The 26,610-nt window shown below is 44.6% G+C and carries 23 protein-coding genes; 11 read left to right on the top strand and 12 right to left on the bottom strand.

What is annotated here, in order from left to right; translation table 11 throughout:
• The first annotated feature begins 15 nt into the window (after positions 1-15).
• Complete coding sequence (locus tag ACFI6L_RS04495; RefSeq protein WP_014949240.1) at positions 16-408, top strand: DUF3718 domain-containing protein; 393 nt, start codon at positions 16-18, stop codon at positions 406-408.
• Between the two features lie 170 nt (positions 409-578).
• Here ACFI6L_RS04495 and ACFI6L_RS04490 read toward each other — a convergent pair whose 3' ends face one another.
• Positions 579-2,096, bottom strand: a complete 1,518-nt coding sequence (locus ACFI6L_RS04490) for a mannitol dehydrogenase family protein (protein WP_462573506.1) — start codon at positions 2,094-2,096, stop codon at positions 579-581.
• Between the two features lie 10 nt (positions 2,097-2,106).
• Entirely contained in the window at positions 2,107-3,822 is a 1,716-nt protein-coding gene (locus ACFI6L_RS04485) for a purine-cytosine permease family protein (RefSeq protein WP_338853523.1), read from the bottom strand.
• 441 nt (positions 3,823-4,263) lie between these two features.
• On the opposite strand from ACFI6L_RS04485, the gene ACFI6L_RS04480 reads away from it, so the two are divergent.
• The 4 genes from ACFI6L_RS04480 (at position 4,264) to ACFI6L_RS04465 (ending at position 7,324) form a co-directional block, all read left to right on the top strand.
• Complete coding sequence (locus tag ACFI6L_RS04480) at positions 4,264-4,944, top strand: HAD family hydrolase (RefSeq protein ID WP_075176441.1); 681 nt, start codon at positions 4,264-4,266, stop codon at positions 4,942-4,944.
• Entirely contained in the window at positions 4,941-5,897 is a 957-nt protein-coding gene (locus ACFI6L_RS04475) for a sugar-binding transcriptional regulator (RefSeq protein WP_462573505.1), read from the top strand. The genes ACFI6L_RS04480 and ACFI6L_RS04475 overlap by 4 nt, the downstream gene beginning before the upstream one ends.
• Positions 5,898-6,228: 331 nt before the next feature.
• Positions 6,229-6,627, top strand: coding sequence for a DUF3718 domain-containing protein (locus tag ACFI6L_RS04470; protein WP_014949235.1), 399 nt, complete (start codon positions 6,229-6,231; stop codon positions 6,625-6,627).
• Positions 6,628-6,925: 298 nt separating this feature from the next.
• Positions 6,926-7,324, top strand: a complete 399-nt coding sequence (locus tag ACFI6L_RS04465; RefSeq protein ID WP_014949234.1) for a DUF3718 domain-containing protein — start codon at positions 6,926-6,928, stop codon at positions 7,322-7,324.
• 94 nt (positions 7,325-7,418) lie between these two features.
• On the opposite strand, the gene ACFI6L_RS04460 is transcribed toward ACFI6L_RS04465, so the two are convergent.
• The 4 genes from ACFI6L_RS04460 to ACFI6L_RS04445 all read right to left on the bottom strand — a co-directional run bounded on the left by ACFI6L_RS04460 (position 7,419) and on the right by ACFI6L_RS04445 (position 13,737).
• On the bottom strand, positions 7,419-8,312 hold the full coding sequence (locus ACFI6L_RS04460; RefSeq protein ID WP_462573504.1) for an alpha/beta fold hydrolase: 894 nt from the start codon (positions 8,310-8,312) through the stop codon (positions 7,419-7,421).
• Positions 8,313-8,462: 150 nt separating this feature from the next.
• Entirely contained in the window at positions 8,463-10,262 is a 1,800-nt protein-coding gene (locus ACFI6L_RS04455) for an acyl-CoA dehydrogenase C-terminal domain-containing protein (RefSeq protein ID WP_014949232.1), read from the bottom strand.
• 9 nt (positions 10,263-10,271) lie between these two features.
• Entirely contained in the window at positions 10,272-11,453 is a 1,182-nt protein-coding gene (locus tag ACFI6L_RS04450; RefSeq protein ID WP_014949231.1) for an acetyl-CoA C-acyltransferase, read from the bottom strand.
• Between the two features lie 160 nt (positions 11,454-11,613).
• Positions 11,614-13,737, bottom strand: coding sequence for a 3-hydroxyacyl-CoA dehydrogenase NAD-binding domain-containing protein (locus ACFI6L_RS04445; RefSeq protein WP_061094864.1), 2,124 nt, complete (start codon positions 13,735-13,737; stop codon positions 11,614-11,616).
• Positions 13,738-13,982: 245 nt separating this feature from the next.
• Between ACFI6L_RS04445 and ACFI6L_RS04440 the strand changes: the two genes are divergently transcribed.
• The 3 genes from ACFI6L_RS04440 to ACFI6L_RS04430 all read left to right on the top strand — a co-directional run bounded on the left by ACFI6L_RS04440 (position 13,983) and on the right by ACFI6L_RS04430 (position 16,201).
• Entirely contained in the window at positions 13,983-14,897 is a 915-nt protein-coding gene (locus ACFI6L_RS04440; RefSeq protein WP_069944160.1) for a haloalkane dehalogenase, read from the top strand.
• Between the two features lie 44 nt (positions 14,898-14,941).
• A complete protein-coding gene (locus tag ACFI6L_RS04435; protein WP_014949228.1) occupies positions 14,942-15,706 on the top strand; it encodes an SDR family NAD(P)-dependent oxidoreductase in 765 nt (254 codons plus the stop codon).
• Between the two features lie 219 nt (positions 15,707-15,925).
• Positions 15,926-16,201, top strand: a complete 276-nt coding sequence (locus ACFI6L_RS04430; RefSeq protein ID WP_462573514.1) for a hypothetical protein — start codon at positions 15,926-15,928, stop codon at positions 16,199-16,201.
• 455 nt (positions 16,202-16,656) lie between these two features.
• Here the strand turns inward: ACFI6L_RS04430 and ACFI6L_RS04425 are convergent, their stop codons facing one another.
• Both ACFI6L_RS04425 and ACFI6L_RS04420 read right to left on the bottom strand, forming a co-directional pair.
• Positions 16,657-17,022 carry a DUF4870 domain-containing protein gene (locus ACFI6L_RS04425; RefSeq protein ID WP_462573503.1) on the bottom strand — a complete coding sequence of 122 codons (366 nt, stop codon included), beginning with the start codon at positions 17,020-17,022 and terminating at the stop codon, positions 16,657-16,659.
• 11 nt (positions 17,023-17,033) lie between these two features.
• Entirely contained in the window at positions 17,034-17,414 is a 381-nt protein-coding gene (locus tag ACFI6L_RS04420) for a gamma-glutamylcyclotransferase family protein (protein ID WP_014949225.1), read from the bottom strand.
• A gap of 225 nt (positions 17,415-17,639) precedes the next feature.
• Between ACFI6L_RS04420 and ACFI6L_RS04415 the strand changes: the two genes are divergently transcribed.
• The 3 genes from ACFI6L_RS04415 (at position 17,640) to ACFI6L_RS04405 (ending at position 23,402) form a co-directional block, all read left to right on the top strand.
• Positions 17,640-19,460 (top strand): M2 family metallopeptidase, encoded by a 1,821-nt coding sequence (locus tag ACFI6L_RS04415; RefSeq protein ID WP_061485699.1) that lies wholly within the window; start codon positions 17,640-17,642, stop codon positions 19,458-19,460.
• A gap of 162 nt (positions 19,461-19,622) precedes the next feature.
• The gene (locus ACFI6L_RS04410) at positions 19,623-22,574 is read left to right on the top strand and encodes a ligand-binding sensor domain-containing diguanylate cyclase (protein WP_462573502.1); all 2,952 of its coding nucleotides are present in this window, start codon (positions 19,623-19,625) and stop codon (positions 22,572-22,574) included.
• Positions 22,575-22,769: 195 nt separating this feature from the next.
• Positions 22,770-23,402: an SDR family oxidoreductase gene (locus ACFI6L_RS04405; protein WP_014949222.1), complete on the top strand. Its 633-nt coding sequence runs from the start codon at positions 22,770-22,772 to the stop codon at positions 23,400-23,402.
• Between the two features lie 185 nt (positions 23,403-23,587).
• Here ACFI6L_RS04405 and ACFI6L_RS04400 read toward each other — a convergent pair whose 3' ends face one another.
• The 4 genes from ACFI6L_RS04400 to tmk form a co-directional block, all read right to left on the bottom strand.
• A complete protein-coding gene (locus ACFI6L_RS04400; protein WP_156086316.1) occupies positions 23,588-24,145 on the bottom strand; it encodes a pyridoxamine 5'-phosphate oxidase family protein in 558 nt (185 codons plus the stop codon).
• Between the two features lie 35 nt (positions 24,146-24,180).
• Positions 24,181-24,963 carry a TatD family hydrolase gene (locus tag ACFI6L_RS04395; RefSeq protein WP_014979120.1) on the bottom strand — a complete coding sequence of 261 codons (783 nt, stop codon included), beginning with the start codon at positions 24,961-24,963 and terminating at the stop codon, positions 24,181-24,183.
• Between the two features lie 63 nt (positions 24,964-25,026).
• Entirely contained in the window at positions 25,027-25,914 is an 888-nt protein-coding gene (gene holB, locus ACFI6L_RS04390) for a DNA polymerase III subunit delta' (RefSeq protein WP_014979119.1), read from the bottom strand.
• Positions 25,914-26,564, bottom strand: coding sequence for a dTMP kinase (gene tmk, locus ACFI6L_RS04385; protein ID WP_075176430.1), 651 nt, complete (start codon positions 26,562-26,564; stop codon positions 25,914-25,916). The genes holB and tmk overlap by 1 nt, the downstream gene beginning before the upstream one ends.
• Positions 26,565-26,610 lie beyond the last annotated feature (46 nt).

Raw genomic sequence — 26,610 nt, 5'->3', positions numbered from 1 at the left:
CTTGAGGAATTAACCATGTTGAAAATTGTTAAAACTTCTCTTGTTATCGCAGCGACATTAGGTGTGTCGGGCGTAGCACAGGCTGATGTTAACGAAGCACTAGCGAATATTTGCACTATCGTTCAAGCGGACGATAAAGGCGAACTACGTAAGAAAATGCGTTCAGTCGAATCAGACTACCGTATGAAACTTAAAGACTACTACTCAGCAATTAGCTGTGGCGGTAACAGCCTAATTCGTACAGCACTGCTAAACAATGCTTTAGAAGCTGGCGAGTTACTTGTTAAGAAAATGCCAAAAAGTGATTTAGAAGCACCTGAAGCTGATGGAAAAACACTTCAAGCTTGGGTTGCAGAAAACGGTCTGCAAGATAACCCAATTGCTGCGGTTATCAACGACCGCCTATAAAACAGTTTCACACCATGTGAACCAGTTCAACATGGTTGCAGAGAAATCTGCACTTTAGAAAGCGACCTTCGGGTCGCTTTTTTCTTTTGTATCAGCTGATAAAATTCAATGCATAAAAAAGGAGAGTATTCCCTACTCCCCTTCGTACTAATGCAGATTACCAATACAATCTAACAAGCTCTGGCAAGCTCGAGTTTATTGTTTGCTACCTTTTCGCTAATCAGCAACACCGGCTCTTGTTGATACAAGCGCTCTACAAAGCCCTGGAAACTAGCGGTAAAACGCGCTTCATCAACCAGCTTACCAAATACTTCTTCTAGCATTAAAAAACTAAGGCTGTCTATTTGGTTATTACTAGCCGCGTTGTGAAGCTTATCAGCTAACACATCGTTGATTTCAAGTGACTTCCCGTCTTGAGAGGCATGCCTGTCTGAATAGAAGGCCCAGCAAGCAACAACTAAAGCACTTATATCGGTGTCTCTGTTGGCCGCCAAATTATCTCGTACGGTGGGAAATAAAAACACCGGAAGCTTAGCCGAACTTTCAAGGCAAATTCGCGCTAGCGTATCTTTAATGAAAGGGTTGGAGAAACGAGATAGCAGCGTATCTCTGTATTCATACACGTCAATCCCCTCTACTGGGTCGAGTGTTGGCATAACCTCTTGTTCCATAAAGATTGATAGAAGACGCTTTAACTGTTTCGCTTCAACACTTTCATGGATAGTTTCAAGCCCTGCTACAGAACCAACCAACCCAAGTACTGAATGACCCGCATTAAGCATACGAAGCTTAAGCTTTTCGTACGGTGCCACATCGCTTACAAACTGCGCGCCGACTAAATCTAAACACGGCTTGGTATTGCAAAAGTCATCTTCAATAACCCACTGGTCAAAAGGCTCACACACTACAGGCCAAGCATCTTCTACGCCCTGAGCCCTAAACGTTGCGATATCTTCATTTGTGGTTGCAGGCGTTATTCTGTCTACCATTGAATTAGGGAAACTCACGTTTTCGTCAACCCAAGTAGCAAACGCTTGGTCAAACAGTTCAATATACGCAAGCAGCATTTTCTTTAACACATGGCCATTGTGCTGAATATTGTCACAGGACATAATGGTAAAAGGCCTAACGTTATTTTCTTTGCGTTTTTTAAGCGCTGCAACTAAATAGCCGAAAACCAGTTTAGGCGTTTTGGGGTTTTCGATATCGTGAATGACATCAGGGTTAGTGGTAATAAATTCCCCTGAGGAAGCATCAAAATTATAGCCACCTTCGGTAATGGTTAACGATACGATGCGTACTTCGGGCTCAGCCATTTTATCAATAACTGCTTGAGGATCGTCCGGCGCCATCAAAAACCCCGTCATTGCACCGATAACTGATGCACTGCGGGAACCATCATTGTGCTTTTCAACCAAGGTATATAAGTTATCTTGTTCGTCGAACACTTTTTTCATTGCACGGTCGTTCTCGCGAAGACCCACACCACAAATGCCCCACGATAGATCGCCGGTTTTTGCCATTAATCTGTCTACATACATGGCTTCATGTGCCCGATGAAAACCACCTACACCAATGTGAACAATACCCGTTTGAACGTTCTCCACATCATAAGCTGGACGCCTTATGTCATTTGGCAACGACGATAAGTTCGCTCTGTTCAATAAAATAGACGTTTGAGATTGCATAAGAACCTTATTAGCTTTGTAACGCTTTGTGGCGACGCATCGCCCAATACGCAGTAACGAAATAGATAACGGTGCACGCGAACCCAACATTAAAGAATAAGTCTCGGTTCAATTCGTAAGCGGCAACCGTGTCACTAAGAGAAAAAGTTTTGATTGCCAATGCTATGGACACCAACAAACTCGCTAGCGAAGTAAGACGCAGTAATTTAGATACGGCAGTAACGTCTTCAACGTGTTCGTTTTCTAACGCCGCTTCTTGCTGCTGATGGGCTTCAACACGTGCATTGAAAGCATCTACTTGTGCTTCTTGCTCAGGATAAGCTTGTTTTGCACCATACTTTGCGGCCAGTGCTGTATATACAGCTATGGTGAAGAACCACGTGGGTATGAATAGATAGTAAAAAGACATGACGTCTAATACATTTAAACCAAAGCCAAACACAAGCCCCAAACCCCAACTCGCTACCGCTGGTGTGCTGTGAGTAAGGCTTTGATAATGTGCCCAATAACGTGTGAATCCAATACGCGGAAAAATCATGTGCTCTGCGAACACAATTGCTCCTACAGGAACAACAAGTAATCCAGCATACGTTAACAGTGGCAGTAATTTAGTAAACACGAACGGGAAACACGCAATTGCAACGGTGACCATACCGACGACCGCGGTCGTTGTGGTACGTGATTTATCTTTAAAAATGGCTTGCGCGGCAAGTCCAGCGCGATAGAGATTCGCGTTTGCTGTAGTCCAACCTGCAACGATAACAATAACGAGTCCAGAAAGACCTAATGCATGGAAAGCCACATCGCCCGGGTCTAATTCACCAATGGACTTTTGAACAATAACCGCTGTTCCTGCGCCCATAATACCGGCTGAAATCCATGCTATATAATGACCAAATAACATACCCGCCGACGTACATAAACCGTAACGTTTACGCTTGGCAAAACGCAGTAATGCCATATCAATAAGGCCGAAATGCGTTATCGTGTTCGCTGCCCACGAAAAGCCAATCACTTCTAAGAAACCAATACCAGGCTCACCACTTTGGGTGAAGCCCGTCCACACCGATGTACTACCGATATGAATAAAGTCATTCCACGATGTAAGAAACGTTTGCCCAATTACAGATTCAGCGAGTGCAGGCATTAGAATAAGTGGACCGCAAATGAACATGGTGAACAACCAAGGCGCACAAATACGAGAAAAATTGGAAACGGCGTTAAAGCCATACATAGCGACAAAGACAACTATCACACCGACTGCAAGCACGACGGCAACAAAAGCTAAATTAGTCGGATACCAATTTAACTGCGCCGGAATGTTCAATGCAAAACGCACGGCGGTTGCCGACACCGTAATCATAGCGGCCGATATCACTGTAAATATGATGACATTCGCCCAGTTATAGAGCTTGGTCATAGAGTCGCCAGCTATTTTCTGAAGATACGAGTACAAGCTCAAACGGGTATCTACAGCGATAGGCGTAGTGATAAGTGTCCAGCTGAGGACAGCAAGTAGATTACCAATCAATAAACCCAACAGAATGTCGGTCATGGTGGCGCCTAGCGCAACAAAGGTTGCACCAAATACGAATTCAGTTGCCGCCACATGTTCACCGGCGTACAAGCCCATGAAATGCTTCCAGCCTTTCAGTTTATGTTTAGCGACGGGGAGTTGCTCGTCACTAACTTGTGAAATATCAATATCACTAGACGTCGACTTCATCTTCAAATCTCGTTTTGTGGGTGTATTTCCCACTGGTTTCAAAACACATTAAGAGCATTTGCCCAAGCATTGGGATATATCTCAATTTTTGTAAATATTTGCATATACCCTCTACTTTGTAAACAGCCATTAACAAAATAAACGGAGGCTTGTTTATTTAATTAACACAATAAAAATGCACATTTAACCAATCAAAATAAACGCGATATAATCTATCCAATTGATACTATGAAGAAATTTTAGAGACGAAATTTGAGGCCGAAAACCGCGTATGTAGTCGTATGACTCAAGAACTGCTTGTTAAGGTAGAACAAACGCCATCAATTACCTTACACTTAGGCAAATGTTCATATAATTATGGGCCTGTTGACCTTTGGTGTACGAATACGGAATTGGCAAGGGGACGTTGGTTAAATGTTAATACTTAAAGGAAGGTGACTCTTGCAGGCACACAACGTGGAACTGGTGATTTTTGATTGTGATGGCGTACTGATTGACAGTGAAGTGCTGTCGATGCAGGCGTGGCAAGCACTTCTGTCTAGTTTCGATATTGCATTATCGAAACAATATTTTATAGAGCATTTTCTTGGCAAGAGCATGGAGCACGTTCAGGGTAAGTTAAAAGATGACTTTGCGCTCACACTTACCACGTCCATGAAAAACAAATTCCATGGATTACTGTTCGACAGCTTCGAGTGCCATTTACAAAAGACTACCGGTATCACCTCTGTACTTTCTGCACTTAACTCACTAGGTATTCCATTTTGTGTCGCCACAAGCAGTTCACCTGAAAGAACAACAAAGGCGTTAACCAGTACAGGGCTTCTTTCCTATTTTGAAGGCCGCATTTACACGCGAGCACTCGTAAATAAAGGCAAGCCAGCACCAGATTTATTTTTATATGCGGCAAATGCGCTCAACATTGCTCCTAAAAACTGCCTAGTTATTGAAGACTCTCAGCCTGGGATTGCTGCCGCTAAAGCCGCGGACATGCGCTACTTCCACTATACAGGTGGCGCACATCTACAGAATTGTATTGTGACATCGGACAACACCATTAATTCATGGGACGAGTTTTACTCTCGAATCCCTGACATTTTTGACATGAGAAAAATTAAATGAGTAAGAAAGCACAAAACGAACTCAATAAACTCGACGAGGCCGCCAGAGCAGGATGGATGTACTATGTTGGTGGTAAGACGCAAGATGAGATAGCTAAAACGCTCAAAACATCACGCCAAAGCGCACAACGCTTAGTGGCGTTATCCATGTCGGAAGGTCTTGTGAAAGTGCGCTTAGAACACCCGATTGCTAGATGTATGGAATTAGCGCAAGGCATAAAGAAAAAATTCGGATTAACTTTCTGTGAAGTTGTGCCCAGTGTTGATGACGATCCCAATTCAACGCTTGGCCTTGGTCAAGCGGGTGCAGCAGCAATAGAAAGAGCTTTAAAATTCGACGCTCCACAAACCATCGCGTTTGGCACTGGCCGTGTACTGCGTGCCTGTGCTGATGAATTGTCAATACTTCACTGCCCTCAGCATAAAATTGTTTCCCTTGTTGGTAATATTGCTGATAACGGAGAGGCGACGCGTTATGACGTTGCTGTTCACGTAGCCGACAGAGTTAAAGCACAGCATTATCCTATGCCTATCCCTGTAATAGCATCTAGTAAACTAGAACGGGAAATTTGGCAACAGCAACAACACATATCTAGAATTCACACGCTTGCCGAACAAGCGGATATTAGCTTCGTAGGCATTGGTAACTTAGGCAGTGTGTCTCCATTGTATAAAGACGGATTTATCGACGATGATCAATTAGCAACCCTCGCTGAATCTGGTGCAAGTGGCGAAATCATAAGCTGGATCTTTAATGAAGAAGGTGCGTTGATTAGTTGCGATATTAACGAGAGAGTAACGAGCTTTAAGTTGAGAGCAACGCCAGAAAAGCCTGTAGTAGGTGTTGCAGCGGGCGACAACAAACTGCACGCTATAAGAGGCGCTCTGCGATCGAAATTGCTCAATGGGCTCATCACGACAGAACGTACTGCCTCAGCACTGCTCACTTCTTAATTTCGTTCTTTTCTTATTAATACAATGCCTATTGCGTACATTTTTAATACGCATTAACTTCAACAAAAAGCAAAAAAACAGCATTAACGTTGTTTTTTGCACTTTATTTGGCTATTTATTGATCTTCGATTGCAATTCAACTTAGTTTGCCTGCGCCCTTTAATACTAAAGGCTACAGCGCATTTCATACCTCTTACATCTTTAGTCTAACGTATTATTCGATATACCTTGTTATTTGAATGAATGTTTTTCATTCGACCTGATTGTTTTTTAATTAATCCCGAACAGACAAACCGATTAATTAAACAAATATAACGAAGGAAATTTAACCATGTTGAAAATCGTTAAAACTTCTCTAGTCATCGCAGCATCAACATTAGCTTTTTCAAACGCAGCACAAGCAAATGACGTAAACGAGGCACTAGCAAACATCTGTACTATTGTTCAGGCTGACGACAAAGGCGAATTGCGTAAGAAGATGCGTCGCGTACAGTCAGACTTCAAATTAAAGTTACGCGATTATTACTCAGGTGTTTCATGCGGTGGTCAAAGCCTTATCCGCACGGCCTTAACGAACAACGCAGTTGAGGTAGGTACACTGCTTGTTAAGAAAATGCCAAGCAAAGACCTTTCTGAGCCCGAATCAGACGGCAAAACGCTTCAAGCGTGGATAGCAGAGCAAGGCTTACAGAGCTCGCCAATTTCTGCTGAACTTAACGATAGAATCTAAGCACTAATTCACATAGCCATGTGAGTCGATTCAACATGGTTGCAGCGTCAGCTGCAATGAAAGGCCCCGCTACGGGGCCTTTTTACTTTCTGTCTCTTTAAATTTTCACGTTCTTCAACCCAGTGACTTAGGTAATCAAGCTGCGGTATGCGTGAGCTCGTAACGCAAGCTCCCCCTTTAGGTATGGTTTGACATACCATGTTATTTTACAACATGTTTTTCAAATAGTTAGATTCGGGTTTAATGCATTTCAACGAACGAACACAATCTTAACAACAACAACCGAAGGAATTTAACCATGTTGAAAATCGTTAAAACTTCTCTAGTAATTGCAGCATCAACTTTAGCTTTTTCTAACGCAGCTCAGGCTAATGACATCAACGAAGCACTTGCAAACATTTGCACAATTGTTCAAGCAGATGACAAGGGCGAACTACGTAAGAAAATGCGTAGCGTTCAATCAGACTACAAACTTAAGCTTCGCGATTACTACTCTGGCATTTCTTGTAACGGCCAAAGCCTAATTCGCACTGCTCTTACTAGCAATGCGGTTGAAGTAGGTACTCTACTGGTTAAGAAAATGCCAAGCAAAGACTTAGCAGAGCCTGAGTCAGACGGTAAGACACTTCAAGCGTGGATTGCTGAACAAGGTCTTCAAAGCTCTCCTATTTCAACAGAGCTTAACGGCAGAATCTAATATAACTAATTAATCACACCATGTGATGTAACGATTCAACATGGTAGCGGCAGGACGCCGCACTGGAGGCCCCTTTTAGGGGCCTCACCCCTTTCTAGAACCCTATAAAATTTATCACTTCTTTTTGTACCCATTCAGGTTTTTCCCTGTGTAACCAGTGCGACGCGTGCGGATTAAACCGCTTAATTATCATTGGAACATAGTGTTCGATTTTATCCAGTACACTTAGATCAAACGCATCATCCTGCTCTCCCCACAATAACAGGGTTGGGCAGTGAATGAATATTTCAGGTATACGAATATCATCCAACACTTTCTCAGATACATTCTTTTGTGGCACTTGTTGAGGCATTTGCCGATAGTAATTGAGCATCGCACTGAGGGTTTCAGGTTTACCCCAGTCGTTAAGTAGAGTCCTTGAATAGCTGGTTTCTTTCTCAAAAAAGCCGTTGCCTAACATATTTTTCAATAACGTAAAGCTTGTATTTGTAAGGGTCCGCTCTGCGCCCTTATCAATAAGCGCAGAGATATACTGGCTTTTTGCTCTTTGCGTAGAAGAGGTCTTTATTGCCCGTGTAAAACAAGAAGGATGAGCAGCATTAACAATAATAAGTTTGCTAATTAATGTTTGGTGAAAGGCTGCTAGGGGCCACGCTATTGCCCCACCCCAATCGTGTCCCAACAAAATAACCTTTCGGCCTTTTTGAACTTTCTCGATGAAGGCGGCCATTCGACTTATCAATGATGGAACTTGGTAGTCCGTTTCACTGGGTAGTGGACTCGATAAATGATAACCGGGCAAATCTGGGGCAATGATGTCAAGTGATGTGGGGAGTGTCGCCATTAACGCTTCCCATGTGTGCGCATTTTCTGGGAAGCCATGAAACATGATAAGCAGAGGGTTCTCAGCGCTCTCTTCTTCTCGGGATAAATAATGAAGGCTGGCTCCCTCAACATTCACGTACTTTGAAACAACCACTGTGCTCACTTCCTTCCTCTATGTTGTTTTTAAGAAACAAAAAGGCCGAGCAAAATAACGTATCCAAATGATTATTTGGTTAAATCATTTTCTCGGCTACATTATTTTCTCGGCCTTTCGTACGTCTTTTAATTACGCACGTGTATTACTTTTATGTCGTTACTCGATAGCGAACATACTCTCTGGCATAGACATCAAGTTGTCTGCGCCTGATTGCATTGCCGAAACCAGTGAGCGAGTACGGGTTAACAAACGGTCAAAGTAGAAGCCCGTTGTTAAGATTTTACTCTTATAAAACTCGGTTTCGGTGCTACCTGCATCAAGCTGTTCTTGTGCTTTCACTGCCATTTTTAGCCAGAAGTAAGCAACGGTGACATAACCTGAATACATTAAGTAATCAACAGACGCTGCACCAATTTCATCTGGGTTCGATGCTGCTGCCTTACCGATATCCATAGTGATCTGCTGCCACTCGTCAAGATGAGAGTTTAGCGCGTTAGTCCAAGCACTAAACTGAGCGTTATCGCGCAATGAATTACAGTAGTCGCGCACTTCTTGAACAAACACATTAAGCAATTCGCCATTAGAGCCCATTACTTTACGACCTAATAGGTCAACGGCTTGAATACCTGTAGTACCTTCATACATGGTGCAGATACGGGTATCGCGAGCGAGCTGTTCCATACCCCATTCTTTGATAAAGCCGTGGCCGCCATAAACCTGCATACCGTAACTCGTGGCTTCTTGCGCGGTTTCAGTTAAAAAGGCTTTTACGATAGGCGTTAAGAATGCAAGTTTTGCATCCGCAAGTTGCTTCTCAGCCTCGTCGCTACCATACAAAGTAACGTCAACTAACTGCATACAGTAAGCGGCAAGCGCTCGGTTGCCTTCCGCGAACGCTTTCTGCGTTAACAGCATACGACGTACATCAGGGTGCACAATAATAGGATCAGCTGGGCCATCAGGATTTTTACGCCCTGTTAATGAACGGAACTGAATGCGGTCTTTTGCGTAGCGAAGCGCACCTTGGAATGCTGCTTCAGATGATGCCAAGCCTTCTAGACCAGTGCCAATACGTGCGGTATTCATGAACGTAAACATGCAGTTTAGGCCGCGGTTTGGTGGCCCAATCAAATAACCTTTTGCACCATCGAAGTTGATCACGCAGGTTGCGCTGGCTTTGATCCCCATTTTATGTTCAATGCTTCCGCATCCTACTGCGTTTCTATCTTGCTTTTCGCCATCTTCAGACACGTTAAACTTAGGCACAACAAATAGTGAAATACCTTTGGTACCCTCTGGCGCATCTGGCAATCGAGCTAACACAATGTGTACGATATTTTCAGACAAGTCGTGTTCACCTGCCGAAATAAAAATCTTCGTTCCTGTTAAGCTGTAGGTACCATCTTCTTGAGGTTCCGCGCGACATTTCAACATGCCAAGGTCTGAACCGCAGTGTGCCTCGGTCAAACACATAGTACCTGTCCACTCACCGCTAACCAGTTTTTCAAGGAACATTTTTTGTAGTAATTCAGAGCCATGGGCTTTTATTGTTGCCATACAGCCCTGGCTTAGACCTGGGTACATCGCCCAAGAATGGTTTGCGCCTGAGAACCACTCAGCAATGATAGATGACAATGAATATGGTAGTGCCTGACCGCCAAATTCTTCAGGGTGAGACATTCCTGGCCATCCGCCCTCAACATACGTTTGATAAGCTTCTTTAAAACCTTTAGGCGTTGTTACTTCACCATCAACCCACTTACACCCTTCTTCATCGCCTGATGCATTGATGGGTGCCAGTACGTTCTCTGAAAACTTTGCAGCTTCAGCGAAAATCGCCGACACCAGATCTTCTGATGCTTCGTCGAAACCTAGCTTTTGATAGTGATTTTGATAATTTAGTAGCTCATGTGTTACAAACATGGCGTCACGTTGTGGAGCTTTATAACCTTCCATACCCAATACCTATATTACTTCAAATAGACCAGCAGCGCCCATGCCGCCACCGATACACATGGTGCAAACAACATATTTCGCACCGCGTCGTTTACCTTCGATGAGTGCATGACCCACCATGCGAGCACCGCTCATGCCGTATGGGTGACCAATAGAAATGGCACCACCGTTTACGTTTAATAATTCGTCTGGAATGCCTAACTTATCGCGACAATAAAGTACCTGTACCGCAAACGCTTCATTAAGCTCCCATAGACCGATATCGTCCATGGTCAATCCATGCTGCTTTAATAGCTTAGGAATGGCGAACACTGGGCCAATTCCCATTTCATCTGGCTCACAGCCTGCCACTGCAATACCGCGATAAATACCAAGAGGTTGAGCATTGCCTTTTGCCGCTGAGTGCTCATCCATAATCACTGTCGCGCTGGCTCCATCAGAAAGCTGGCTTGCATTACCTGCGGTAATACAACCACCTTCTATCACTGGGTTAAGCGCTTTAAGCCCCTCAAGCGTTGTTTCTGGGCGATTTCCTTCGTCTTTCGACAAGGTCACTTCACGCTCAGAGGTTTCACCTGTTTCTTTATTAAATAAGGCTTGCGTTGCTGTGATAGGTACAATCTCATCATCAAACTTACCTGCTTCTTGAGCCGCTGCTGTGCGCATTTGGCTTTGGTAACCGTATTCGTCTTGTACGTCACGGCTAATGTTGTAGCGCTTACCCACCACTTCCGCAGTTTGAAGCATTGGCATATAAATATCTTTGTGCTTAGCAACCAGTGCAGGGTCTACTGCACGAAACATATTCATATTTTTGTTTTGCACTAAAGAGATAGAATCTAAGCCGCCCGCAACCATAATGTTGGTATCGCCCGTACGAATTGAATTCGCTGCGGTAGCAATGGCATACATGCCAGAACTGCATTGGCGGTCGAGTGTCATACCCGCTACGGTGACCGGTAAACCACCCGCTAAACCAGCCAAGCGGCCAATATTCATGCCGCCACTGCCTTGGGTTAGCGCTGCGCCCATTACCACGTCGTCGACACTGGCAGGGTCGATCCCTGCGCGTGCTACTGCGTTTTGAATAGCATGGCCACCTAATGAAGGGGCTGGTAAATTGTTCAGTGCACCTTTATAAGCGCGCCCGATTGGCGTACGTGCTGTACTTACGATAACTGCATCGCGCATTTTCATATTCCTTTCAGTTGGGCTGAAAGTTCAGCCAAAGTTTAGCTAGGCCTACGTGCTTCCTCTCGAAGTTACCTAGCTTTACCAAATTCGGATGTCGGGTAACGAGAGCTAGCGCTAGCTCTCACCGTCGATTAACTCTCGCTAACGAGAGCTTTGTCTACTTCGCTTTATAGCTTTTAAACGTGCCGCCGCTTTGGGCCAATTTCACCAACAAATCACTTGGTTCAAGCCACATCTTTCCGTAATCACCCAATTGATCACGATAGGTAGTCAGCTTATCTAAAATAGTGCCTAGCCCTACTTCGTCGGCATATTGCATAGGGCCGCCGCGATACACAGGGAAGCCATAACCGTAAACATAAATTACATCTATATCGCTAGATTTAGCTGCAATGCCTTCTTCTAAGATGGCAGCACCTTCGTTAATCAATGAGTACATGACGCGAACTAGAATTTCCTCATCGCTAATGTCTGAACGCTGAACCACGCCTAAACGTTCTGCTTCTTGCTTGGCAATTTCTAGTACTTCTGGATCTGGGACAGGAACTCGACTTCCAGGTTCATAGTTGTAAGCTCCGCGTCCGGTTTTGAGTCCGTTGCGCCCCTTTTCTACTAAGCGATCTGCCACTGCACCGTAAGCGGGGTCGTGTGCAATGTGCTCTTGTCGAGACTGTCGTACATAGTAACCAATATCTAATCCAGCCATATCACCCATAGTGAACGGCCCCATTGGCATGCCAAACTCGGTTAAAACACGATCAACTTGCTCAGGTGTTGCTCCTTCAAGCAGTAAGCGGTTAGCTTCACGGCCGTAAGGCTCAATCATGCGGTTACCTACGAATCCGAAGCAAACGCCTACCAACACCGCTACTTTCTTGATGCGTTTAGCCATCTTCATGCAGGTTTTAATGACTTCAGCAGATGTCTTCTCTGCTTTAACCACTTCTAGCAGTCTCATCACATTCGCTGGCGAGAAGAAGTGAAGACCAATCACATCTTCAGGACGGGATGTGGCTGTCGCTATTTCGTCTATATCCAGTGTTGACGTATTTGAAGCCAAAATGGCGCCTGGCTTACACACTTTATCCAGCGTCGAGAATACGGTTTTCTTTACTTCCATCTTCTCGAAAACGGCTTCGATGACGAGATCAACATCAGCTAAGTCGTCATACGACGTGGTACCTGAAAGCAGTGCCATGCGGCTCTCTACCTGCTCTTGGGTTAACTTGCCTTTTTTCGCTGAGTTTTCGTAGTTCTTTCTAATAAGCGCTAATCCCTTCTCTAGCGCTTCTTCTTTGAGCTCAAGCATTGTGACTGGAATGCCGGCATTGGCGAAGTTCATAGCGATACCACCGCCCATTGTTCCGGCGCCGATAATCGCAACTTTATCAATGTTGCGCTCAGGAGTATTTTTGTCGAAATCGCTCACATGACCTGCTGCGCGTTCAGCAAAAAAGAAATGCTGCTGGGCACGCGCCTGTGGCGTATTCATACACTCCATGAAAAGCTTGCCTTCATTTTTAAGGCCATCTTCAAAAGCGAGCGTGTAAGCGCCGCGTACCGCTTCGATACATTTTAATGGAGCAAAGAAACCACGAGTCGCTTTTTTAGTTTGTGCAGTTACTGCATCAAACACCGCCTGCGTTTCGTCAGACATGGACAGCGTGATATCACTGGTGCGTTTAATCGCTTTATCTGGCGTTAATGCTTGTAAATACGCTTTTGTATCTTCAAGTAAATGCTCAGGCTTATCAGAAATTTTGTCGAAGACACCTGGAAGTTTGACCACCGACGTAGGCTTGCCTGTTACGATCATTTCTAACGATGTTTGTGCGTCGGCTAAACGAGGAAGGCGCTGAGTACCGCCTGCGCCCGGTAATATGCCTAGATTTACCTCTGGAAGACCCACCTTATTGTCGGCAAAGGTGATGCGATGATGGCAAGCTAACGCCACTTCTAAGCCACCGCCGAATGCTGGTCCAGGGAGAACAGCAACAACCGGCTTAGACGCATTTTCAATCTTGTCTAGTACCTCAGGCAGCATGGGAGACAAATCGCCACCAGAGAATTCGCTGATGTCAGCTCCACCCGAAAAAATAGGTAGTGAAGAAGTAATAACAATGGCACTTACGCTGTCGTCATCTAGTGCATTGTTTATGCCTTCTATCAACCCTACTCTGATAGCGCGTGACAGCGCATTAACGGGCGCACTTTGCATTGTCAGCGTGGCAACACCCTGTTGTACTGCATATTCTACGGCTTTATTTTCCATCTCAGTCATAACCATGTCCTGTTTATCACGTTAACTGGATGTTATTGCAGTGTTGTCAATCATCCAAGTTTATTGGTGTTATAGACATTTATCATAATATTTAATATTGACCGCCAGCCCCTTTGTGAATTCATTTCTCTGCGCAGAGCCTGTCCTACCTTGCCTAAGGTTTATTTGACAGAAAATAAAACCGGTGTTTTTGTTAATCGGGCAACACTTGTAATTACATTTTATTTACAAAAGGATGATTGGCTATGCAAGTGCTTAAAACACCGGAAAGCGCCTTCGACACGATCACTGACTTTCCCTACTCCCCCTGTTTCACTGAAGTAACAGACACAGTAAGCAGTGAAATAACAATGGCCCATTATCAATGTGGACCGAAAAATGGACATACCGTGCTATTAATACACGGCGAACCGACGTGGGCTTATTTGTACCGCAAGATGATGCCCATATTGGCTGATGCGGGATTCAATGTCATCGCGCCGGATCTCATTGGTTTTGGGCGCTCAGATAAACCAGTAAGAAAAGAGGACTACTCCTACGCTCGTCATGTGATATGGCTAAAAGACTGGTTTTCGCAGGCTACTAAAGGCCCCGTTACACTATTTTGTCAAGACTGGGGAGGTTTACTAGGCCTGCGACTTGTCGCCGATATGCCTGAGCGTTTTTCGGGTGTAATGGTGTCTAATACCGGTTTGCCCACTGGCGACCACCCGCCAAGTGATGCTTTCATCAAATGGCGCCGATTCTCACAGGATGTCGCCGTATTTCCCACATCTTTGATCATTCAAAACGCCACAACCACTGTTCTAGACGAGGCGACGCTTGCAGCTTACGACGCCCCTTTTCCAGACGAAAGCTTTAAAGCAGGTGCACGTATGTTCCCTATTCTTGTTCCTACAAGCCCAGACAATGCTGAGGCACAGGCGAATAGACAGGCATGGGAAAAGCTAAAGCAATATGACAAACCTTTTGTTACGGCTTTCGGTGATAGCGACCCTGTCACCAAAGGTGGCGATAAGGTATTTCAAAAGCTCATTCCGGGCAGCAGCGGCATGGCTCATACCCTTGTGGAAAACGGTGGTCACTTTATCCAGGAAGACGAAGGGGAAATGCTAGCCAAATTACTCATTCAATTTATAAACCAAACGCAGCTGAAATAGCCACGTTTCAAAAAACATTAAACAGTTACCAACAGGAGATTACCATGGATGCTCTACTCGACTTTTCAGGGCAAGTTGTATTAATCACCGGCGCAGGCAGTGGCTTTGGCCGCTTGTTATCGCTAGGTCTTGCCAACCGAGGAGCAAAACTCGTTCTTTCAGACATTAACGAAACCGCCCTTGAGGAAACGAAAAAGGATGTAAAAGCACTCACTGATGTCGTGGTGCTAGCGGGTAATATTGCTAGCGAGTCGCTAAATAAGGCGCTGGTTGAAACAGCCATTGAAACCTTTGGCAAACTGGATATAGCCGTAAATAATGCAGGCATAGCGCATAACCCTGCACCAATTCATCAAATGACAGAGGAAATCATGGACTCGCAGTTCGCTGTGAATGTAAAAGGCGTTATGTTTGGAATGAAGTACCAAATACCCGTTATGCTTGCACAAAAGCAAGGGCACGTTTTAAATGTAAGCTCACTTGCAGGACTAGGTGGAGCCCCTAAAGGCGGTGCTTATGCTGCAGCAAAACACGCGGTTTCGGGGATAACCCGCACAGCCGCGGTGGAATACGGCCGAAAAAATGTTCGCGTTAATGCAATTTGCCCATTCTATAGTCCTACCAATATTTTGAACGTAGACGGGTACAACACCCCTGAAGCGCGCGAGCAACTAGGCATGGGAAGTCCTATGAAACGTCTAGGCGAACCGCAAGAAATCGTTAACACCATGATGCTGATGCTTTCCCCTGGCAACTCTTACATGAACGGGCAAACCATAGCAGTAGATGGTGGTGTTACAGCGTGGTAATTTTTATCTCGCAGTTTCGAAATACATGCAAAGGTATTTCTTGACATACCTTTGTATGACTCATCATGTTTCTCTTTCGTTCTACTTTAGGTGTAATGAAGAGGAACAAACAAAATCGATGAATGAGGCGAGTGCAACCGCCTCTGCAATCGAACCCCTATCAAGTAAAACCCAATAATTTTATTTAGCGATTAAGTTGAACAAAAAGAGAAAAATGTGATGAAAAAGCCAAGTAAAAACATTTTTTTAGCTACCACAGTTTGTATAACCTATTCGTTGATTAACGTTAGTATTGCGCAAGAAGCCCAATCTACGCTTGTAAATATGAAGGAAGTGCCTTCTTCGCAACTATTAAAGAAGCAACGTCAAAATAAACCGCTAGCACTAAGCACGGTGAAGCGCGGTACTGATGTTTCGCTTCAAACCACCAAACAATCCAAAAGCCAATACCTTATTCATAGCGCACTGCCAAGTCACCGCTTCAGCGCTAAGTAATTTTTAGGCGAGTACTCGTCTATCGGGTTAATCCTTTATTTAAAGCCATTCTTTGCGTTTATTATTCTTTTTTACTCTATCGCACACGCAGCAATAGTATTCTACGAATCAAATATTTATACCAATCCGCATAGATAAGTGCTAACCGACGACATAGCGCTTTTGAAAAAGCAACGCCCTCGTAATGACATTAGCGACATATGAGTTAATTATACTAATTATGAATAGCGCGACACCTATTTGAAAACTATCTTCAAGATTACCAAAAGTAGAAGAAGTCATAGGAAAGAGGTGAACATGCTTTTAAAACCAAAACACATCGCGTTATTGTTCACGCTGGCAATTGCAGTATCTGCAATGGGATAAGCACGAAGGCGTTTCAACATGGAAACGCCCTTCGAAAGCGATCTTAAGTCGCAGTGTTTCTTGCTAGACGTGACGTAGGATTCTTTAGGTTAACGTTTAAAAAACTCAAAGCTTAGCGGATACACCCACAACTCCCCTTTGTTCGCTTTGACTGCTGCCACGATAGCAAAGACGATGTTCATTAATCCAAGAGCGATGAAGCCTAGCGCTCCTATGATAATCAGCGTCAAGACAAAACAAATAACAGAGTAAATGAGCAAGCTTATTAACCAATTCGCTGTCACCCTGCCGTGCTCATTGATGTCTTCGTTTTGATCTTTGTGAGCAATCCATAGCACGATAGGCAATATGATACCTAAGCCAGGTATAATGAAACTGGATAACTGAGAAACATGAATGAGTGTACAGTAGCTTCGAGCGTTCAAGCCCCAGTAGAGTGGTTCTTCCGTTGACATAATGGTCCTTTTTATTGCGTTGGTTTGATTTGATAAATATAGGCGTTTTCAGTGTGACCGGCATCAAGCTTAACAGAAACAATGACCCGCTCATATTGGTCACCTTCAAACTCATCCAGCATGGCCCAGTTTTCGGCAAGTTGAGAAGACGTTAGCATCATGCCCTTCACCTCTTCTTTTGCTTTAGTTAGATCAGAAATAACAATTCCTGGAAACCCCATAACTGCTCCCCACCCTTGTTGAACTAAGTGCCCTTCTACCGTACCAGACTGCCACTGGCCATCAATATGAGCGACGATATGGTGATTTGGGCAATTAGGAGCAAGGCTTCCGTAGATAAACAACCTTTCTAAATCAGGTGTAGCAGACGTTACATTGTCATTGTTTTGCATTACTTTGACCCATTATTAAAAAACTTTTCGTCAGGTGTTGAGGCAAATTTAAAAACAGGCCCCAACCGTTCGCATTTCTAGTTATAAATTGCCTAAAAAAGCCAGTGCTTTTGTGAGAGTAATATCGAATTTGTTTTACAAAAGCAACACAGCGTTACACAATGCTAGAGCATGTCTATGTGAACGTCGATTCACGTAAAAAACACAATAATTAAAGGACAAAGTATGCTCAATCACAAACGTACTCTGATAGCAGCATTGGTAAGCGTTTCGCTTATGGGGTGTGGCGAAAGTACAACACAGACAGAAACTAAACCACAACTCACTGCACAAGACGCCAAGCAGTTTTTAACACAGGCGCAAAATGATATTGCAAAAATGCAAGTTCCTGCCGCGCACGCCGAGTGGAGCTACGCCACGAATATCAATTTCGATACAGCAGCAGTCAGTGCTTACTTTAATGAAGTGCTTTCTACCAAGGTTGCAAAGTTAGCTAAAGAAGCGGCGAAATTTAACGATGTAGACGTAGATGCCGACACCCGCAGACAGCTTGATCTACTTAAAAACAGTTTAACAATGCCGCCGCCGGCAGATGCCGAAAAAGCAGAGCGGCTTGCAAAAATTGGTTCTGACTTAAGTGCCATGTACGGCTCTGGTGAGTATTGCAGCGAAGATGGTACGTGCAAAAGCTTGGTTGAAATGAGCTCTGAAATGGCCACCCTACGCGATGCTGACAAGCTACTAGAATATTGGACAGGCTGGCGTGAAGTATCTAAACCAATGGCAGGACTCTATGCAGAACAAGTATCGCTTGCCAATGAAGGCGCTGCAGAGCTAGGTTTTGAAAACGTCAGCGCCTTGTGGCGTGGAAAGTACGATATGCCAGCAGATGAATTTCCCAAGGAATTGGATCGCTTATGGACGCAAGTAGAGCCTTTCTACGAATCACTACATTGCCACGTGCGCGCTAAGCTAGGTGAACACTATGGCGAAGACATAGTACCTCAAGACAAACCAATCCCAGCCCATTTATTAGGTAACATGTGGGCACAGTCGTGGGGGAATATTTACGATATCGTTAAACCTCAGCAAGAAATGAAAGTTCCTGATGTTACAGGCGCATTAGCTGAACAGGGGTATGACGAAATCGCCATGGTTAAACAAGCAGAGTCATTTTTCTCATCGCTTGGCTTTGAAGAACTTCCAGATACCTTTTGGGAACGCTCTATGTTTCAAAAGCCTGAAGGCCGTGACGTTCAGTGTCATGCCTCTGCGTGGGATTTAGATGACAAAGACGATCTTCGTATAAAGATGTGTATTCAAAAGACTGGCGAAGAATTTAACGTTATTCACCACGAATTAGGTCACAACTACTATCAACGCGCTTATAAAGACCAACCACTTCTTTACCGTGGTTCGGCAAACGACGGCTTCCACGAGGCTATTGGCGACACCATCGCTTTATCAATAACACCTAAGTACCTTAAGCAAATCGAGTTAATTGATGAGATCCCAGACGCATCAAACGATATCGGTATGTTAATGCAAGTTGCGTTAGACAAGATTGCCTTCATTCCTTTTGGTCTGATGGTTGACCAATGGCGCTGGAAAGTGATGTCAGGTGAAGTAACACCTGAACAATACAATCAACTATGGTGGGAATTGAGAGAAAAGTATCAGGGTGTGATGGCGCCTGTTGAGCGCAGCGCCGACGCATTTGATCCGGGTGCAAAATATCACGTGCCTGCTAACGTACCTTATACACGCTATTTCCTAGCGCATATCCTTCAATTCCAGTTCCATAAAGCACTGTGTGACATTGCAGGTGATGAGGGCCCGCTTAACCGTTGTTCTATCTACGGCAGTGAAGAAGCCGGTAAAGCACTTAACGAAATGCTAGAGATGGGTATGAGCCAACCTTGGCAAAATGCGTTAGAAACACTGACAGGCTCACCGCAAATGGATGCCAGTACTATCGCTGACTACTTTGCGCCACTAAAAACGTGGTTAGATGAGCAAAATGCTACACGCCAGTGTGGCTGGTAACTATATCCGTTATGATTAGCCGCTGGCTAACATAATTAATGCAGTCCAAAAAGCCTCGAATTTCGAGGCTTTTTTTGTTGAATTTAAACTTTTGTACCATTGTAAGAGCGGTAGATTAGCGTAACGTTAGTGTATAAATTTTATGTAATTTTTGATTATATTATGCGCACCCTGTTGGTACTTTCGCTTTTCATAGTTTTTACTGCAACTTGCAGCCTACCTGCACGCGCGAAACCTATTGCCCCAGCGTTTCACTCCTACAATATGGATAGTGGTATCGCCCACGTATCCATTTCAGATATTGCGGAAGATAAGTATGGTTTTCTGTGGTTGGCATCGCAGTCTGGTGTCGATAAATTTGACGGCTATACATTTCGAAACTTCGGCTTGTGGGGTGAAGACAAGTCAACAGGCCTCCAGACCCTGTTCGCCCTTCAGATAGAGGCAAGCTTAGACGGTCAATACCTGTGGGTGGGGACATACAGCGGGCTGAGCCGTATAGATGTTGATACTGAGTCGTTCAAGCACTACACGTTACCGGCGTCAGAGCCTTTCAATAAACAGGTAATTAATAGGATCAAGACCACCCACAATGGCCAGCTTTGGATTGTCTCTGAACGAAACCTTTACACTTACTCTCCAGACTCAGACAGTGTAGAGCTGGTCAGCTACCTTCCCAGTACCACGAGTACGCTGACAGACATAGAACTTATCGGTAACACGCTTTATGTCACTTCCACCTCGGGTCTTTATAAACTTGATCCGTTTAAGAAGTCTCTTGAGTTAGTGGCTTTTGAAAGCATGAACTTTACTCGACTGGTGGCAGCAGAGAAATCTCGATTCTGGTTGGGCACCGCTACCCACGGCGCATGTTTGTTCAATCCCGACGAACAAAGCACTACCATCGACAAAAGCTGTACCTCTGAAACTCACGGATTATCTGATAACTACGTTACAGACATCTTATTAAAGGACAACGGTGATATATGGGTTTCTACTCAGCGTGGGCTGAATATTTTAACGTCACATAACCCCAACTCTGTGCTGCGTGCACCGATTAACGAGAAAGATGCGGCCAAAGAGAGAATTTCAAGCCTTTATCAAACGAAAGCTGGGCTGGTTGTCGTTGGCACCAGAGACGATGGGTTTGCGATCAGTAACCCTCTGCTTAGCAATTTCTACTCTCAGGAAATAGGCGAAGGACGAATCATCTCCTCTTTATCGAATTACAAAGATAACCAAGTATGGGTAGCGAACGAAAAGGGCCTTTGGCTTTACGACACGATAAGTAAAACTCAAGAAGGCCCATTTACTTCCAATGGTACATTTGCGAGTAGCGAAGACACTAACGACAAGCTGTTGAGCGTGTTTTATCATACAAAGAGCGATGCATTATGGGTAACCACACGCACAGGCCTCGCCAAACTGAACCCTCAGACCAGAAACCTAGAATTTGTTGCGCTGAATGGTAAGTCGGGTTACAGCATTAATATCGATGATGACGGAGACATTTGGTATGGCGGCTACAGCGATGGGCTGTTTGTATATCGCCCGTCAGAAGATAGGGTAATAAAGCAATGGCCATTGTCGCTGACAACGAGAATTGTTTTGGACGACAATGAAAACGCTTGGTTAAGTACGGTATCCGGTTTATTTGTTGCGAATAAACTGACTGGAGACTTGACCAGCGTCAGTGAGTTTACGGACAAGATATCAGATCAAACTGTAGTGACGTGGATTTCTCAGTCAAAACGCGGTGGTTATTGGATTGGAACGCAAGCAGCTGGACTCTTCTTTATGTCTAAAGAAGGCAGTGATTTGTCAACGATTAAAGTGACACAAATTAAGCCTGAAAGTCGATTGAGCAATGTATCCATTGGGGCAATTGTTGAAGATGATGAATATGGGCTTTGGATCTCTACAATTGAAGGGATTGCGTATTTAGCACCTGACTTGTCTACCCTTTCTTATTTCGGTGCAGAAAACGGCGCACTGTCTACGGGTTACTATATTGGCTCTGTCACCGTAACTGAAAATAACACAATAATGTTTGGTGGAGCGGAAGGCTTAACACAATTTACTCCCTCACAAGTGGCAAATGTAAAGTGGTCACCTGGAGTGCACCTCACAAACGTTGAAACGGTGAGTAGGAACGAGCAAAACGGAACAACCTATCAGCAAAGACAGCGCCTAGACGAGGTAATCGAACTTAAACATAATGATATTGCGCTCACGATTGAATTTGCCGCCACTGATTATATGAATGCAAACGAACTTACGTATGCCTATAAACTCGCAGACTTTGAGAACAGCTGGCGCTTTACTGACTACAAGACAAGAACGGCCACCTACACCAACTTGGACCCAGGACGCTACCGCTTCACTGTTAAAGCTATAAATCAAGAGAATGAATGGAGCACCAATGCAGCGCAACTTGAAATAGTTGTAGTTCCACCATGGTGGGATAAGCCTATATGGCGTGTGGCGATTACCCTGCTAGGCATGCTGTTGATTTCATCGATGGTGTGGCTGAGGATAGCATCGTTGAAAAAGCGCTCTGCTGAACTTGCACTAAAAGTTGAGGAAAAAACCCGAGACTTAGAGGCGGTCGTAGAAAAGTTAACGCAGCTTTCAACTCAGGACGCATTGACGGGTCTCAAAAATCGTCGCTACTTTACACAAAGAGCCAAGGCAGCATGGCAAAATTATAAACGCCATAATCATACTTTCTCCTTGCTAATTGTTGATATTGATTTCTTCAAGCGTATTAACGATGAATACGGTCATCATGTGGGTGACACAGTACTGGTCAAAATAGCTAGGATCCTGGAAGATAGTTTAAGAGAAAGTGACGTTATTGCGCGATGGGGCGGTGAGGAGTTTCTTATATTGCTGCCTTCATTAAAGGTACAAGAAGCATTTTGGGTGGCAGAAAAGCTACGTAAAACTGTCGCGGATTACGAAATCGATGCTCCCCCCTACTCTGTATCGGCTACCATAACCTGTGGTGTAGCGGATATACGAGATTACGATAGCGTCGAGGCTTGCATCCACGCCATCGATAAAAAGCTATATGTCGGCAAAGAATCAGGCCGAAATGCGGTGATAAAATAGCCGCTGGCTCATCATCATACCCTTTAGTTTCTCTTCCCCCCATTGCATTGCCGTTTAAATGGCAATGCATGCAGGCAAACGTTTTGTCATGCATTTTATCGCAGTAATTGATCGCTTTCCTTTTTACCCGCCTATGTATTGTGAATTCTTAAGTAGCTTAAGATGAGCGAAATCACCCACAAGGAGGATGAAAACATGGCAAATGTATTAGTAATCGGCGCTTCAGGCCAAATTGGTAAGCAAGCAACAGTGAAATTGTTGGATGCTGGTCACAAAGTCGTAGCGCCAGTAAGAAGCCCAGACAAACTGTCAGATATCCAAAATGCCAACCTCACAGTGGTTGAGCAGGATTTAGAAAAAGATTTTTCAGCACACTTTGAAGGTGTGGACGTTGCGGTATTCACAGCAGGTTCAGGCGGTAGCACTGGCGCAGATAAAACACTTATGATTGATCTTTGGGCGGCCCGCAACGCGGTTAACTATGCAAAGGCGGCGGGGACACCCAAATTTGTTATGGTTAGTTCTATTGGTGCAGACGATCCTGACGCCGTGGAGTCAGCAATAAAACCATATTTGGTTGCCAAACACATGGCCGACGAGCATTTAATTAATAGCGGCTTACATCACGTAATTCTTCGACCTGGCACTTTATTAAATGAACCGGGCACGCATTTAGTACGAACCGATATGCCAAGCAATAGGGACGATGCTGTAATACCAAGAGAAGATGTAGCGACAGCTATTGTCGAAAGCGTTGCAAGAGAAAGTAATGCTGACTTGATCACCTATTTATTTAAAGGTGATACACCAATTTCCCATATTTTCTAGGTGATCGACTTTTCTAGGTGATCGACGCCCTCTCATTTGCCAATGCGTTATCGCGTCTATTTAAGCTAGAGAGGGCTTACTTTTTGCTTAGGTCGCCGGTTTGTATACTGCTGACTTAGGTGGTGCCCAGAATAGGCAGTATCATGCACTCAATATGTGCCTACTTAGAGACTAGAGGTGGTTACCTACGGTATCAATGACTGGCTAACCCAGTTGCCATTTCCGTCTTTTTGATGCCACTCTCGACTTTGAGGGTTACCTCTCAAATTCAGGTAATCTACGCTATCAATAGCCAGCATGATCACGCAAAAGTGAGGTGGAACTACACCAAAATCCCCTTCAACCTGTAGTGCCGAACCATCGTTTCTTGGCGTGCCAGGCTCGCCCCACAAAAACTGCTTTTTGCCTGCATCTGACAATTTATTCCAGTGCTGAGTAACTAAGTCAGCATCTTGATGTAACGTTATTATTGTTGCAGTACAAGAGAAGCGATATTGCTCCCTGGTTTTAGAAAAATACCAACAAACCTGCGAGTGAGGATTCTGGCCAAGCTGGTCATATTTATCTGAGCGGGTGTCAGAAATAACCACCAGTTGGTTGTCGTCGGTGATCCCTCTAAAAACCACGGTACGGCAGTACGGTACACCACTACCGTCCACAGTAGCTAACTGAAAGTAACGACTTTCTGGCATACTGCGGGTTTGGTGAAGACTCTTTGTCAACCCTTGTCGCCACTGGGGCATAACCACCTCCGAGAGTAAAATCGCCTGGTTTACCGCTACGCGGCTTTCTTCTTCGCAGCTAAAGAGAACAGCGTGTAGAAGTTTTGCGTGGTAATTTCCGCTAGTTCTTTTACCGTCACGCCTTTAAGCTCAGCAATAAATTCTGCCACTTCTACCACGTAACCTGGTTGGTTTTGTTTACCTCGATGTGGAACTGGCGCAAGCCATGGTGAGTCAGTTTCAATAAGTAGTCGCTCTAAAGGGATCGCTTTTACCACTTCACGCAATTCATCTGCTGAATTAAAGGTTACGATGCCTGAAATAGAGATATAGAAGTCCATCTCTATTGCTGCCAGCGCCATGTCTAATGACTCAGTAAAGCAATGCAAAACACCTTTAGTGTGCGCAGCTTTGTGTTGGCGGAGTAAGTTAATGGTGTCTTCCCGTGCATCCCGCGTATGAATAATTAACGGCTTTTTAGTTTCGTTAGCTACTTTGATGTGGTCGACGAAAGACGTTAGCTGGACTTCTTTACTTTCCGGACTATAAAAATAGTCCAGCCCAGTTTCGCCAATGGCTACCACTTCTTCACGCTGCGCCTTCTCTAACAGTTCTTCATAGCTACATGCTTCATCTTGATGTAGTGGGTGCACACCACAAGATACTGATACATCTTCAAACTGACTTACAGCTGCTAACATGCTGTCGTAATCACCAACAGATACGCACACACAAAGGAAGTGTTCAACACCTCGGGTTCTTGCGAAATTTAAGGTTTCAGCCAGCTCTTCTGGCCCTTGCTTAAGTCGGTCTAAGTGACAATGAGAATCTACGAACAAACTACACCTGTTTTAAAAAATTGCTGTTAGACAAAAGGGCTTCGACAAGCCAGCGTTTGCCTATTAACGTTGAAATTGCTTTAGTAACCCAAAAAGTACCATTGATTTGTTAACACCTGCGTGCTGCAGCGTTCTTACCGCATCAACACACGCTTCATAGCGTTTAAAATCAACAGCCTGTTGACGTTTTATGTATTCGTCATGGGCCATCTGTTGACACCACAATGCGATTTGAGGCGCATTGTCCTGCCACTTATTCGCAAGCGTTTGTACTTGCAAATTTGCATCGCCTGCTAAGAGCGCTTGCATACCATCGCTAAAATTGCGATAGCTAATGTCTTCTTCACCACTGAGGGCCTCTTCTACGCGAAGAGGAGCATAGCCATAAGCTGCCAGTAACGCTTCGCTTGCATCTTCTACGCCCTTAGCGTTTAAGTAGTTCAAACTATCTGACACTGACGGGAGTGAGAGTATCTGCCGTTCACATCGACTTAATATGGTCGGCATAATTTTATTGATACTGTCAGTGATCAGCAGCAAGAAGGTATTATTTGTGGGTTCTTCTAAGGTTTTCAACAGTGCATTAGCTGCCGCTTCCGTCATGGTATCGGCACGGGGAATCAACAACACTTTATTGCCCCCCATTTGCGCAGTACCTGATAGCTTACCAATGCCCTCGCGAATTTTATCCACACCTAACTGCTTTTCACTTTCTAAAACATGAAAGTCTGGGTGGTTTCCAGCTTGCCTCAAATGGCAACTTTGACACTGTTCACATGGCCCATTTATGCTTGGCTGCTTACACAATAGCGCATTGCTTAACCCTAACGCGAGTTGGTATTTTCCAATTCCCTTTGGCCCTGTCAGCAATAAACCATGGTGTAGTTTCTTTGCCATATATCGCGACAGTAACGTCGAGAACGTTGTAGCAAACCAAGGCATTACTTGCATTAACCTTTCCCCTGCTGGCTTTTGCTACTTGTGTTCGTCACATAGTCATTGATAATCGCAATCACGTCTTGATGAACCTTTTCCATAGGCTGCATTGCACTGACCACGACGATAGATTCATCTTGCTTAGCAAGAGACAAGTATTTTGCGCGAGTTCGTTCGAAAAAGGCGAGCCCCGCTTGCTCAATGCGGTCAAGCTCCCCTCGCCCACGGGCGCGCTCTAGTCCAACCGCAGGCTCGACATCCAGATATAAAGTTAAATCTGGCTTAAACCCTTTAAGGGCGATATCGCTGATGGCCGACATTGTTTTTCCACTGACGCCCCGACCACCGCCTTGATAGGCTTGAGATGACAGGTCGTGTCTGTCACCTACCACCCACGCACCAGCATCAAGTGATGGTAAGATTTTATTGGTAAGTAATTGCACACGCGCCGCATACATAAGAAGTAGTTCAGTCTCCTCACTCACGGTCTCATCCCAGTCGTGTTTTACACATTCTCGAATGGCTTCTGCCATCGGTGTGCCGCCTGGCTCACGAGTTTGCTCAACGCGCTTTCCTGCACCTTTTAATGCTTGAACAATCAGCCCAATCACTGAGCTTTTTCCTGCCCCTTCAAGGCCTTCAACTACAATAAACTTTCCGCGCATTACTTTTTAAACTCTGTTTTTATTTAGCTATAACGTATCGGTTGTC

It is taken from the genome of Alteromonas sp. G4i35 (genome assembly GCF_054960375.1).
This window is presented reverse-complemented; position numbering and strand designations above follow the sequence as displayed.

What these genes read in the sequence shown, in the direction of transcription:
- ACFI6L_RS04495 (WP_014949240.1), top strand. Translation starts at nt 16, where the DNA reads ATGTTGAAAATTGTTAAAACTTCTCTTGTTATCGCAGCGACATTAGGT.
- ACFI6L_RS04410 (WP_462573502.1), top strand. Translation starts at nt 19,623, where the DNA reads ATGCGCACCCTGTTGGTACTTTCGCTTTTCATAGTTTTTACTGCAACT.
- ACFI6L_RS04465 (WP_014949234.1), top strand. Translation starts at nt 6,926, where the DNA reads ATGTTGAAAATCGTTAAAACTTCTCTAGTAATTGCAGCATCAACTTTA.
- ACFI6L_RS04455 (WP_014949232.1), bottom strand. Translation starts at nt 10,262, where the DNA reads ATGGAAGGTTATAAAGCTCCACAACGTGACGCCATGTTTGTAACACAT.
- ACFI6L_RS04470 (WP_014949235.1), top strand. Translation starts at nt 6,229, where the DNA reads ATGTTGAAAATCGTTAAAACTTCTCTAGTCATCGCAGCATCAACATTA.
- ACFI6L_RS04440 (WP_069944160.1), top strand. Translation starts at nt 13,983, where the DNA reads ATGCAAGTGCTTAAAACACCGGAAAGCGCCTTCGACACGATCACTGAC.
- ACFI6L_RS04405 (WP_014949222.1), top strand. Translation starts at nt 22,770, where the DNA reads ATGGCAAATGTATTAGTAATCGGCGCTTCAGGCCAAATTGGTAAGCAA.
- ACFI6L_RS04445 (WP_061094864.1), bottom strand. Translation starts at nt 13,737, where the DNA reads ATGACTGAGATGGAAAATAAAGCCGTAGAATATGCAGTACAACAGGGT.
- ACFI6L_RS04485 (WP_338853523.1), bottom strand. Translation starts at nt 3,822, where the DNA reads ATGAAGTCGACGTCTAGTGATATTGATATTTCACAAGTTAGTGACGAG.
- ACFI6L_RS04400 (WP_156086316.1), bottom strand. Translation starts at nt 24,145, where the DNA reads ATGCCCCAGTGGCGACAAGGGTTGACAAAGAGTCTTCACCAAACCCGC.
- ACFI6L_RS04475 (WP_462573505.1), top strand. Translation starts at nt 4,941, where the DNA reads ATGAGTAAGAAAGCACAAAACGAACTCAATAAACTCGACGAGGCCGCC.
- ACFI6L_RS04425 (WP_462573503.1), bottom strand. Translation starts at nt 17,022, where the DNA reads ATGTCAACGGAAGAACCACTCTACTGGGGCTTGAACGCTCGAAGCTAC.
- ACFI6L_RS04490 (WP_462573506.1), bottom strand. Translation starts at nt 2,096, where the DNA reads ATGCAATCTCAAACGTCTATTTTATTGAACAGAGCGAACTTATCGTCG.
- ACFI6L_RS04430 (WP_462573514.1), top strand. Translation starts at nt 15,926, where the DNA reads ATGAAAAAGCCAAGTAAAAACATTTTTTTAGCTACCACAGTTTGTATA.
- ACFI6L_RS04420 (WP_014949225.1), bottom strand. Translation starts at nt 17,414, where the DNA reads ATGCAAAACAATGACAATGTAACGTCTGCTACACCTGATTTAGAAAGG.
- ACFI6L_RS04450 (WP_014949231.1), bottom strand. Translation starts at nt 11,453, where the DNA reads ATGCGCGATGCAGTTATCGTAAGTACAGCACGTACGCCAATCGGGCGC.
- holB (WP_014979119.1), bottom strand. Translation starts at nt 25,914, where the DNA reads ATGCAAGTAATGCCTTGGTTTGCTACAACGTTCTCGACGTTACTGTCG.
- tmk (WP_075176430.1), bottom strand. Translation starts at nt 26,564, where the DNA reads ATGCGCGGAAAGTTTATTGTAGTTGAAGGCCTTGAAGGGGCAGGAAAA.
- ACFI6L_RS04435 (WP_014949228.1), top strand. Translation starts at nt 14,942, where the DNA reads ATGGATGCTCTACTCGACTTTTCAGGGCAAGTTGTATTAATCACCGGC.
- ACFI6L_RS04415 (WP_061485699.1), top strand. Translation starts at nt 17,640, where the DNA reads ATGCTCAATCACAAACGTACTCTGATAGCAGCATTGGTAAGCGTTTCG.